The sequence below is a fragment of the Pseudomonas sp. B19125 genome (assembly GCF_044218855.1).
Taxonomy (GTDB): domain Bacteria; phylum Pseudomonadota; class Gammaproteobacteria; order Pseudomonadales; family Pseudomonadaceae; genus Aquipseudomonas; species Aquipseudomonas edaphica.
This window is the reverse complement of sequence record NZ_CP162589.1, coordinates 3,302,695-3,315,720: the sequence shown is the minus strand read 5'-3', so window position 1 is coordinate 3,315,720 and position 13,026 is coordinate 3,302,695. Positions and strand designations below refer to the sequence as shown.

2 protein-coding genes are annotated in these 13,026 nt (G+C 61.7%); one reads left to right on the top strand and one right to left on the bottom strand.

The window, feature by feature from the left end:
* The first annotated feature begins 102 nt into the window (after positions 1-102).
* Positions 103-2,481, top strand: coding sequence for a TonB-dependent siderophore receptor (locus AB4P96_RS15080; protein ID WP_017138098.1), 2,379 nt, complete (start codon positions 103-105; stop codon positions 2,479-2,481).
* Between the two features lie 135 nt (positions 2,482-2,616).
* Here AB4P96_RS15080 and AB4P96_RS15075 read toward each other — a convergent pair whose 3' ends face one another.
* Complete coding sequence (locus AB4P96_RS15075) at positions 2,617-13,023, bottom strand: amino acid adenylation domain-containing protein (RefSeq protein WP_395599725.1); 10,407 nt, start codon at positions 13,021-13,023, stop codon at positions 2,617-2,619.
* Between the last annotated feature and the right edge of the window lie 3 nt (positions 13,024-13,026).

The following is a 13,026-nucleotide window of genomic DNA, read 5'->3' as shown; positions in this document are numbered from 1 at the left end:
ATTGACCTCAATAAACACTAAAAGCTGCCCACTTAAAACATAGAAGAGAATGCATCCATGCCAGCAACGTTCGGTCTGAGTCCCTTGAGCAAGGCACTCTCCATGCGCCGCCTCTTGAATACCCCTCTGCTGCCAAGCGCGATTGCCCTGGCACTGGCATTGCCGGTCGCAGGTTATGTGCAGGCGCAGGAGGTCGAGCTGAATGTGCCCGCACAGCCGCTGGGGAGCGCGCTTCAGGAGTTCGGTCGCCAGACCAACTTGCAGGTGCTCTACAGCCCTACCGATGTAGAAGGCAAGCGCAGCCACGCGATCAAAGGCAAGTTGCAACCTGGCCAGGCCATGACCACCTTGCTGTCCGGGACGGGCATCAGCTATGACCTGCAGGGCAGCTCGTTCACCATCAGCGCGGCGAAAACGTCGGCACTGGAACTGGGTGCTACCCAGGTAACCGCCAACCAGTTGGGGACCATCACCGAAGGCTCCGGCTCCTACACCCCTGGCACCATCGCCACCGCGACGCGCATGGTGTTAAGCCCACGTGAGACGCCGCAATCGATTTCCGTGGTGACCCGCCAGGCTATGGACGACTTCAGCCTCAAGTCGATCGACGACGTGATGCGTCACACACCGGGCATCACCGTTGCCACCTACGACAGCGAGCGCACCAGCTACTTCTCTCGCGGTTTCGCCATTCAGAACTTCCAGTACGACGGTATTCCGATCCTGCAGGATGCCCAGTACTCGTCGGGCCACACCTTGACCGACACCGTGATCTACGACCGCGTCGAAATCCTCAAGGGCGCCACCGGCCTGCTGACCGGCGCCGGCGGCCCGGGCGGCACCATCAATATGGTGCGTAAAAAGCCCACCTCGGAATTCAAGGGCTATGTGGACCTGGGCGCAGGCTCCTGGGACAACTACCGTTCGGAAATCGACGTCAGCGGCCCGCTGACCGAGACCGGCAACGTGCGTGGCCGTGCTGTTGCGGCGTACCAGGACAAACACACGTTCCTCGATCACTACCAACGCCAGACCAACGTCTACTACGGCATTCTCGAGTTCGACCTGGCACCGGATACGTTGCTGACCATCGGTGGCGACTACCAGGACAGTGACCCGCAGGGCTCCAGCTGGTCCGGTGCGGCCTCGCTCTTTGACTCGGCCGGCAACCACATCAGCACCCCGCGCTCCTTCAACAACGGCGCCAAGTACAGCAAGTGGAAACAGTACACCCGTACCGCCTTCGCCACCCTGGAACACACGTTCGACAACGGCTGGGTCGGCAAGGCGCAGTACAACCACCAGATCAACGGCTACAAAGCCCCGTTGTCGGCCCTGCTGTCACCCAATGCCGAAACGGGCAAGGCATCGCTGCTGACCCGTACCTACAATGGTGAAACCACCAGCGACACGGGTGATCTCTACGCCACTGGGCCGTTCAGCCTGTTCGGGCGTGAGCACGAACTGGTGGTCGGTACGTCGGTCTCGCGCTCGCACTGGCTGGGCAGCGACTACACCAACGCCACCAACTACGACAACAGCCACGACTACTTCAACTGGGACGGCGACGCCCCCAAGCCGGACCGTGGTCCTCGAACCAAAAAGAACGACGAGCTGACCCGCCAGAGCGCCAGCTACATCACCGGGCGCTTCAGCCTCGCGGATGACTTGCACCTGATCCTCGGCACTCGGGTCAACAACTACGAAGTCAGCGGCACCAGCCAGGTCAAGGACACCGGCAAGGTAGTGCCTTATGCCGGCATCACCTATGACCTCAACGACAACTTCTCGGCCTACGCCAGCTTCACCGAAATCTACCTGCCCCAGGACGATTACCGAGACCGCAACGACAAACCGCTGGAACCAGATGAAGGCAAGAACTACGAGATCGGCCTTAAGGGCGAGTTCTTCGACGGTCGCCTGAATTCGAGCCTGGCCTACTTCGAGGTTCACGAGAAAAACCGCGCCGTCGACGACACGGATTACATCCCCAACAGCCACCCAGGGCTGGATTACGCCTCCAGGGGCACCGAAGCCAAGACCAAAGGCTACGAAGCGGAAATTTCCGGCGAGCTGGCGCCAGGCTGGCAGTTGCAGGCGGGCTATACCCATAAGATCATGCGCGACAAACAGGGTGAGAAGCTCTCCACCTGGGAGCCGGAAGATCAGGTCAATATCTACACCAGCTACAAGCTGACCGGCCCACTCGACAAGCTGACCCTGGGCACCGGCGTGCGCTGGCAGGGCACTGGCTGGAAACTGCTGAACAACTATGCCAAAGGCACCGAGGAAAACTTCTCCCAGGACCCACTGTGGATCGTCGACGCGATGGCCCGTTACCAGGTGACCGAGAACGTATCGGCGACCCTCAACGTCAACAACATCTTCGACAAGAAGTATTACACCAACATCGGCTTCTACAACTCGGCTTACTACGGCGACCCGCGTAACGTCATGCTCAGCACCCGCTGGAACTTCTGATCCGGCCCAAGCCCCTGGTCATCGCTGATGACCAGGGGCTTTTTGTTGCCCGCTGAATCGTGGCGTTTGGCGAATAACACCGATAAAAAAACGCCCCTGGCCATCGGTCCAGGGGCGTTTCTTTTACACCGGGGGTTACTTCATCGCATCAGCAAAGCTCTGCACGAACGCGGCGTTATCGATGATTCGATCATGGGTAGAGTCGATCAGTACTGACTGCTCAATACATGGACGGCCCATAACCTGCGCCATGCTTGCCTCAATTAACTGACGATGCTGCCCTGCCCGGCTCGCAGCGGCCCACCAGCAATTGATCGGTGCCTGGATCGGCTTGAAGTCGGCGTCCTTGAGACTCTGGCCAAGAGCACGGTCGAGTTCCCAGGAGATCTGCGCTTCGTCGCCCTCAAGCAAGCTGGCCTTGACCTCCACATAGGTCTCACCAAGCGCGCCTTCGGCCCACGTGCTGAACGCCTGCCATTGCTGCACCTCGTCTTCAGAGAGCGCCTGGCTTTGCAACCACGCCGCCTGAATCAACGCGCTCGACTGCGCAAACATCACCTGCAATAACTCGACACGCCGCTGATTAACCGGCACTTCACTGTCATCGGTCATCACCGCCGTGTCCCAATAGGCCTTGAGCCAGTGCGGCGGCGATGCATCGATCCAACCGACAACCTCGACCACACGCCCCGCCTGTTCCAACGCATACGCGACCTCCATGGCCAGGTTGCCACCCAGGGACCAACCGGCCAGGCGATAAGGGCCTTCGGGTACGGCATCGAGCAGTTGCGCGGTGTAGTCATCGACCATCGATTGCCAGTTGGGCACGTCACTGCCCTCCTCGACCAACGCCCGACTGATCACCCCCAGCACCGGCCGTTGTTCACGCAGTGCCAGGCCGATGGCCTTGTAGCAATGCACCGAACCAAAGCTTGGGTGGAACAGGAACAGTGGCGTGCCTTGGGTCTGGCTGTTGAGTTTGACGATCAGCGAGTGGCGGGTTTCGCCACCCAGGCAGGCCACCTGCCCCGCAATGGTCGGGTTAAGCATCAGTTGGCTGACCGACAGCGCTGTGCCGGTCGCCTTGCGGATGCGCTCCTTGAGCCTCAACACCAACAGCGAATGGCCACCCAGCTCAAAGAAATTGTCATTTAACCCGACGCGTTCAACCTCCAGGACCTCGGCCCAAATCGTCGCGAGGCGCTGCTCCAGCTGCGTCTGCGGCGCCTGATAGACGCGTTCTTGCGCGTGCGCATCAGGCTTGGGCAACGCCTTGCGGTCCAGCTTGCCATTCGGGCTCAGGGGCATTTGCGCCAGCAGCACCCATTGCGCCGGCACCATATAGTCCGGCAAGTGCGCCAACAGGTGTGCGCCCAGGGATTCACGCCAGGTTTCGCTCGGCGCCAGCAACACCAGATAGCCCACCAGGTGCTTGCCATCAACCACCTGGACCGAGGCTTCCTGCACCTGTGGATGTTCAAGAACACGCGCTTCAATCTCACCCAATTCAATGCGCAGGCCACGCAATTTGACCTGATGATCCAGGCGCCCAAGGTATTCGATAACCCCGTCGGCACGCTGACGCACGCGGTCGCCGGTACGATACAGGCGCGCTCCGGGCTCGAACGGTGAAGCAACAAACCGTTCGGCGGTGAGCCCAGGGCGTCGATGATAACCGCGTGCCAAGCCGATACCGCCCAGGTACAACTCACCTGCCACACCCACAGCGGTCGCTTGCAGTTGTGCGTCCAGCACATAGGTGCACAGGTTGGCGATCGGCTGGCCAATGGGCACCGTGTCACGCCCTTCGTCGATGCAGGTCCAGTGGGTCACGTCGATGGCGGCTTCGGTCGGGCCATACAGGTTGTACAACGCGGCTTGCGGCAACTTGCGCAATACCTGCTGTTGCGCATCCACCGGCAGCGCTTCGCCGCTGCACACAATGCGTTGCAAGGAGTGGCAGGAAGCAACGGCCGGGTCTTGCAGGAAAGCCTGCAGCATCGACGGCACAAAGTGCAGCGTAGTGACCTGTTCGGCGTTGATCAACGCTACCAGCCTGGCCGGGTCGCGGTGATCACCCGGCGCAGCCACTACCAGGCGTGCGCCTGTCATCAGCGGCCAGAAGAACTCCCACACCGACACGTCAAAGCTGAACGGGGTCTTTTGCAGCACCGTGTCACGGGCGTTCAACCCGTAGGCTTCCTGCATCCAGCACAGGCGGTTGGTCAGCGCACAATGGCGGTTGCCCGCACCTTTGGGCTGGCCGGTGGAGCCGGAGGTGTAGATCACATAGGCGAGGTTTTCGCCGCTCAGCACGCTAATGGGATTGGCTTCGCTGTAACTGTCGACATCGGCCTCGCCCAACACCAGCGTGTCCACTCCGTGTGGAATCGGCAATCGACTCAGCAGATGGGCCTGGGTCAGCAACATACTCACGCCGCTGTCTTCCAGCATGTAGGCCAGTCGCTCGCGTGGGTATTCCGGATCGAGCGGCACATAAGCGCCACCGGCCTTGAGTACCGCCAACAGGCCAACGACCATGTCTATCGAACGCTCCACGGCCAGCCCCACCAACACGTCGGGGCCGACACCGGCGTCCATCAGGCGATGGGCCAGGCGGTTGGCCCGCCGATTAAGTTGGGTGTACGTCAAGCGCTGCCCGGCAAATACCAGCGCCTCGGCATCCGGCGTGAGTTCGACCTGGGCTTCGATCAACTGATGCACAGGCTGCTGCGTGTAGTCGCGAGCAGTGGCGTTCCAGTCTTGCAGCGCGCTACGTTCCTCGGCGTCGCCCAACAGTGGCAACTGGCTGACGCGCTGCTGCGGGTCGTCGAGCATGCCTTGCAACAGATTTTGCCAGTGCCCCAGCATGCGCGTGAGCATGGCCGGTTCGAACAGGTCGGTCGCATAGGTCAGGGTGGCCCAGATACCCTGCGCGGTGGCCTGGGTGTCCAGGCTCAGGTCGAACTGCGCGGTCTGGCTACCCCAATCCAGGCCCTCTACCCGCAAATCGGGCAACTGACGGCCGCGGGTAGCCAACCCCGCCTCGCTCTGATGGTTGAACAACACCTGGAACAACGGGTTATGGCTCAGGCTGCGCTCCGGTTGCAAGGCTTCGACCAGTTGCTCGAAGGGCAGGTCCTGATGGCTCTGCGCATCCAGGCTGCGGTGTTTGGCCTGCTGCAGCAGTTGGGTGACGGTGATCTGCTCGTCAAGGTCGGCCTTGAGCACCTGCGTGTTGACAAAGAAGCCGACCAACCGCTCGACCTCAACCCGGTTGCGGTTGGCGATCGGCACCCCGACACGGATGTCGTGCTGGCCACTGTAGCGGTACAACAAACCCTGAAAAGACGCCAGCAACAGCATGAACAGCGTCACGCCCTCGCGCTGCGCCAATGCGTTGAGCCCCTCGGCCAGTTGCGTCGGCAACTCAAGCTCCAGGCTGGCACCGCGATAGCTTTGCTGCGCCGGGCGCGCGTGCGCGGTCGGAAGTTCCAACACCGGTTGCTCACCGCCCAGCAGTTCGCACCAGTAAGCCAACTGACGCTCGCGCTCACCTGCCGCCATCCACTCGCGTTGCCAGTGTGCGTAATCGGCATACTGCAACGCCGGCGCCGGTAACTGCGCGACCTCGCCCTGGCGGTAGGCGCTATACAACTGCACCAGTTCGTCGACCATCACCTGCATCGACCAGCCATCGGAAACGATATGGTGCTGCACCAGCACCAGCACGTGCTCATCTTCGGCCAGGCGCAACAAGGTGACGCGCAGCAGCGGCCCTTGCTGCAGGTCGAAAGGCTTGGCAATTTCGGCTTCTACCTGCTGCTGCAGTGTCTGCTCAGTGGCATCGCCTCGCATGATTGACAACGGTTCGGCAGGCAAAACCACCTGCACCGTGCGCTCATCCTGCTGATTGATGCGAGTGCGCAAGCTTTCATGTCGCGCCACCAAGCGATCAAAGCTGCACTGCAAGGCATGCAGATCAAGGCGGCCGCTCAGGCGCAGAATGCTCGGGATGTGGTAAGCGGCGCTTTGCGGGTCCAGCTGCCAAAGAAACCACTGTCGCTCCTGGGCAAAGGACAGCACTAACGGCTGATCCCGCCCTATCGCCCGCATTGGCGGCGCCAAGTCCTCTTCAGCGGCGTCCAGTGCCAGCACAAAACCCTGCAATTGCGGCTGCTCAAACAAGGTGCGCAGTGGCACGTCACGCTCAAGCAACTGGCGCACACGGGAAATCACCTGCATGGCCAGCAACGAGTGCCCACCCAACTCGAAGAAGTGGGCCGTCAGGCCAATGCGCACAGCGCCCAGCACTTGGGCCCAAATCGCCGCGACCTGCTGTTGCAATGGCGTAACCGGCTCAACCCACACACCTTGCGACTGCGCCGCGTCCGGCTGGGGCAAGCCCTTACGGTCGAGCTTACCGTTGGGCGTCAACGGCATCTGGTCCAGGAACATGAAGTGCGCAGGCACCATATAGTCAGGCAGACGGGTTTTCAGGGCACGACGCAAGGCTTCGCGGAATGCGACCGGGTCGGCCACGGGCTCAGCGGGCACGACGTACGCCACCAACTGCTTGCCGCTCGGACTTTCCTGGGCCACGACGACCGTTTCACCAACCGCATCCTGCTCACGCAGGCGCGCCTCGATTTCACCCAACTCAATACGGAAACCACGAATTTTCACCTGATGGTCGACACGCCCTAGGTAATCCACCACGCCGTCCGCACGGCCACGGGTCAGGTCGCCGCTGCGGTAAACGCGGCTGCCGGGCTTGCCGAACGGGTCCGGCACAAAACGTTCGGCGGTAAGCGCCGGGCGCTCCAGATAACCACGGGCCACGCCTTCGCCGCCCAGGTACAGCTCACCAGCCACGCCGATGGGTTGCAGGTTGAGTTGTGAGTCCAGCACGTAGCCGCTGCGGTTGCCCAACAGTGTGCCGATCGGCGCATAGACCGCGCCGCACGGATCGCCGCGACGGGCTTTCCACAGCAGCGGCGTGACCACGGTTTCGGTCGGGCCGTAGCCGTTGAACAAGTAGGTCGGTTTCAGTGCGCGCCACGCCAGGTCGTAACTGGCCTGCGCCACCGCATCGCCGCCGAAGCAGTACACGCGCACATTGGGCGGGTTGCCATCGCGCTCGGCATGCTCGGCCAACTGTTGCAGGTACACCGGCGGGAACACGGCCATGGTCACGTGGTGACGGTGCATTTGCGCGTAGGTGTATTCCGGCAGCCACAGGCTGTCGTCGCGGATCAGTACGCTGGCGCCGTTGATCAGCGGGTGCATCCAGCCTTCATGGGAACCATCGAAGGCGAAGGACATGAAATGCAGTTCGCAATCGGCCGGGCCGGTTTCATAACGCTCCCCGGTGGCGATGATGTGCGCCACCAACGGCCCGTGGGAAACCGCCACGCCTTTGGGCATGCCGGTGGAGCCGGAGGTGTAGATCACGTAGGCGAGGTTGTCGCCATCCAGATTTACCTGCGGCGCGGTATCGCTGTAGCCGGTCCAGTCTTCGGTGCGGTCAATGGCCAGGGTTTCGAGCCCTTCCGCTACCGGCAATTGCGCCAAGGCACTGCTGTGGCTCAGCAGCAATTTCGCGCGGCTGTCTTGCATCATGTACAGCAAACGAACACGCGGGTATTCGATGTCCAGCGGCACATACACGCCACCGGCTTTCATCACTGCGAGGAACGCCACCATGATTTGCGCGCTGCGCGGCATGGCAATCGCCACCCGCACTTCCGGGCCGACGCCACGGGCGATCAGTGCATGGGCCAGGCGGTTGGCCTGGCGGTCCAGCTCGCCATAAGTCAGGGTTTGGGTATCAAACTTGACCGCCACCGCATCCGGGTTTTCCCGCACGCGATCAGCAAACAGCTCATGCACCAGACGCTCGGCCGAGAAGCCGGCGTCGGTCTGGTTCCACAGTTGCAGGATGTGCTGCTGCTCGTCGCTGTCCAACAAGTGCAACTGGCCGATATTCTGTTGTTGATCGGCCACCATCGCCTGCAACAGGTTCTGCCAGTGGCGGGCCATCCGCTCAATGGTGACGGCTTCAAACAGGTCGGTGGCATAGCCCAGCGAGGCCCACAGCCCTTCTGTACTTTCATGCACATCCATGTCGAGATCAAAATGCGCGGTACGGCGTTCCCACTCCAGGCCTTCGATGCGCAAATCCGTCAGTGCTTGCGCCCCCAGGTGACCCTCACTCTGATAGTTGAACATCACCTGGAACAGCGGGTTCAGGCTCAGGCTACGCTCGGGTTGCAGGGCTTCGACCAATTGCTCGAACGGCAGGTCCTGATGGGCCTGGGCCTCCAGCGCACGCTGCTTGACCTGGACCAGCAACTCGGCAACCGTCATGTGCCCGTCGATATCGGCCTTGAGTACCTGAGTGTTGACGAAAAAGCCGATCAGACGCTCGGTTTCCACACGGTTGCGATTGGCGATCGGCACGCCTACGCGAATGTCTTGCTGGCCACTGTAGCGGTGCAGCAACGTCTGGAACGAGGCCAGCAGTAACATGAACATCGTCACGCCCTGCGCTTGTGCCAGGGCTTTAAGACCTTGCGCCAGGCTGGCAGGCAACGGTACATCCAGGCGCGCGCCGCGATGGCTTTGCTGCGCTGGGCGTTGATGGTCGAACGGCAACTCCAGCACCGGCTGCTCGCCACCGAGCAAGTCACGCCAGTAATCCAGCTGGCGGGACTTTTCACCCGCCTCCATCCACGTACGCTGCCACACGGCAAAGTCGGCGTACTGGATCGGCATCACCGGCAACTGCACAGCCTGGCCCTGGCTGAACGCGGCATAGAGCTGCACCAGTTCGTCGATCATGACTTGCATCGACCAACCGTCAGAAACGATGTGATGCTGCACCAGCACCAACACATGATCGTCCTGCGCCACACGCATTAAGGTCACGCGCAGCAACGGCCCGCGTTGCAGATTGAACGGGCGGGCGATTTCGGCTTCGACTTGCGCTTGCAGATCAGCTTCTTGCACGTCAACGCACTGGACAGGCAACACCACCTGCGCACGGATAACTTGCCGCGCCCCCTCCGCGTGCTGTTCGACGCAGGTGCGCAGGCTTTCATGGCGAGCGACCAACTCATCGAAACTGCGCTGCAACGCCGCCGTGTCCAGCCGCCCCCTGAGGCGCAAGGCACTGGGGATATGGTAGGCGGCGCTGTCCGGGGCCAGTTGCCAAAGGAACCACTGGCGCTCCTGGGCATAGGACAGTGGCAACGGCTGGTCACGACCGACCGCCACCAGTGCCGGCGCCTGCTCACCCAGGCCACCATCCAGCGCGTGCAAAGCGCCAGCAAATCCTTCCAGGCGTGGCTGCTCGAACACCAGCTTGAGCGGTACTTCGCGCCCCAGCGTATGACGCAAGCGTGATACCACCTGCATGGCCAACAGCGAATGCCCGCCCATCTCAAAGAAGTGGTCGGTCAACCCTACCCGCTCGGCACCCAGGATTTGCGCCCATACGGCAGCGACCTGCTGCTCCAGCTCAGTCACCGGTGCCACCCATGCCTGCTGCGATTGGTTGGCGTCGGGTTTGGGCAGCGCGTGACGATCCAGCTTGCCGTTGGGGTTCAGCGGCATGCGGTCAAGGAAGATGATGTGGGTCGGCACCATATAATCCGGCAGTTGTTCGCGCAGCGTCAGCTTGAGGGTTGCGGCGTCTTGCTGCTCGGCAACCAGATAGGCGACCAATTGATTGTCGACGGCCAGCACCAGTGTTTCGCGCACGCAGGGCTGAGCCAACAACAGCGCCTCGATTTCACCCAGCTCGATACGAAAACCGCGGATCTTGACTTGATGATCGACCCGCCCGACATACTCGATGACGCCATCGGCGCGATAGCGTGCCAGGTCACCGGTGCGATACAGGCGCTCGCCGATTTCGCCGAACGGGTCCGGCACAAAGCGCTCAGCCGTGAGCAGCGCGCGGTTCAAATAGGCGCGCGCCAAACCGCAGCGGCTGCCGATGTACAACTCGCCCACCGCCCCCAACGGCGTCAGGTTCAAGTCACGGTCCAGCACGTAAAGGGCGCGCCCTGGCAAGGAACGGCCAATCGGGCTGGCGGTGGCACCGACGATTTCAGCAGCCGCTGAGCAGTCCAGCACACTCGACACCACGGTCGCTTCTGTGGGGCCATAGGTATTGAGCAAGCGTACATGGCCAAGACCGGCTTTCACCCACTGCGCCGGGCCGTCCAGTGGCATGGCTTCGCCACCGATGTGCACCTGGCGAAGCGCGCCATAGGATCGAGGCCCCGCCGCCAGGCAATCGAGCAGGAACAGGTTCCAGTAAGCGGTGGGCAAGTCGGCCAGGGTGATGCCTTGGGCGATGATTTCGTCGTACAGCCGAGCGCTGTCCCACAGCTGCGGCCCGCGCAGGACCACCGTCGCGCCGTGGGTCAGCGCCGGGTAGAGCTGTTCGACGAAACCGTCGAAATTCAAGGTAGCGAATTGCAGTACGCGGTCATCCTGGGTCAGGCGCGAGTAATCGGCGGCCATCCGGGAAAACTCAGTCAGCGCCGCATGATTGATCGCCACACCTTTGGGCTTGCCGGTGGAACCGGAGGTGTAGATCACGTAAGCCAGGTTGTGTTTGTCGACCTTGACCAGCGGGTTGCTCTCGCCGTAGTGGGCCAGCCCCGAATCCGCCACATCCAACGTCGCCATGCCTTCGGGCAGCGGCATCGGCACATGGGGTTGCGTCAGCACCACACGCACGCCGCTGTCCTCAAGCATGTGCAGCAGGCGTTCACGCGGGTATTGCGGGTCCAGCGGCACATAGGCGCCGCCCGCCTTAAGCACGGCCAACAAGCCAACCACCATCTCGAACGAGCGCTCGACCGCCACACCCACCCGTACTTCCGGGCCGACACCGCGCTCAATCAGTGCATGCGCCAGGCGATTGGCCTGGCGATTCAACTCGGCATAGCTGATGGTGTGTTCGTCCAGGCACAGCGCAACTGTCTCCGGGCGCCGCTGCACCTGGGCCTCGAACAACCCGTGAACGCCTGCCGCCGCCTCGAACACGGGGCCACCCTGGTTCCAGGCGTACAGCAAATCACGCTGTTCTGCATCGATCAGCATGGCCAACTGCGCCACACGGGTGTCCGCACGCCCGACAATAGCGCGCAGCAAACGCTGCCAATGCTCGGCCATGCGCTGCACAGTGGGCGCCTCAAACAGGTCCGTGGCGTAGGTCAGCGAAGCCCGGATACCTTGCGGAGATTCTTGAGTATCCAGGCTAAGGTCAAACGGTGCGCTCTGGCTGCCCCACTCCAGCGCCTCAAGTGCCAGGCCCGGCAATTGCAGCTCGCCCCGCGACTTATGGGCTTCAGTCTGGTGGTTGAACATCACCTGAAACAACGGGTTATGGCTCAGGCTGCGCTCCGGTTGCAGCGCCTCGACAAGCTGCTCGAATGGCAGATCCTGATGGCTCTGGGCTTCGAGTGCGCGCTGCTTGACCTGGGCCAGCAACTGACTAAAGGGCATCTGCCCGTCGATATCAGCCTTGAACACCTGGGTATTGACGAAGAAGCCGATAAGGCGCTCGGTTTCTGCGCGATTACGGTTGGCGATCGGCACACCGACGCGGATATCCGACTGCCCGCTGTAGCGATACAACAGCGTCTGGAAGGACGCCAGCAACAGCATGAACAACGTCACACCTTCGCGTTGAGCCAGCGCCTTGAGACGGCTGACCAATACCGCGTCCAGGTCCATGTCCAGGCGCGCGCCGCGATAGCTTTGCACCAGCGGGCGCGGATGATCCAAGGGCAACTCCAACACCGGTTGCTCACCGCCCAACCGCTCAACCCAATAACCCAACTGGCGCTCTTTTTCGCCGGCTTCCATCCAACTGCGCTGCCACAAGGCGTAGTCGGGGTATTGAACCGGCAACTCAGGCAAACGCACATCCTGGCCCTGGCTGTAGCCCACGTACAACTGCACCAGCTCATCGACCATGACCTGCATCGACCAGCCGTCGGAGACAATGTGGTGCAGCACCAGCACCAGCACATGCTCATCCGGTGCCAGCTGCAGTAACTTCACCCGCAACAGCGGGCCTTGTTGCAGATCGAAGGGTTCGGCGACTTCGGCTTGCACTTGAGCTTCGAGTTGCGTGCGCTCACCCACACCCTCAGCGATCTCAAGGTGCAGCTCAGGCTTCACCACCTGTAATACCTGATCGACGTCTTGATGCAGGCAGGTGCGCAAACTTTCGTGACGGGCAATCAAGGCGTCAAAGCTGCGCTGCAAGGCCGACCGATCAAGTCGGCCTTTCAACCGCAACGCACGTGGCAAATGGTAGGCAGGGCTCTGCGGCTCCAACTGCCACAAAAACCACTGCCGCTCCTGGGCATAAGAGAGTCGCAGCGGCTCGCCTTCCTGACGCTTGAAAACCGGGGCAATCTCAAACAGGTTGATGCCTTGCTGCTTGAGCATTACCGCCAACGCTTTCTTTTGTTGCGCAGAAAGTGAACCTACCGACTCGATTAATGCTTGCACGCC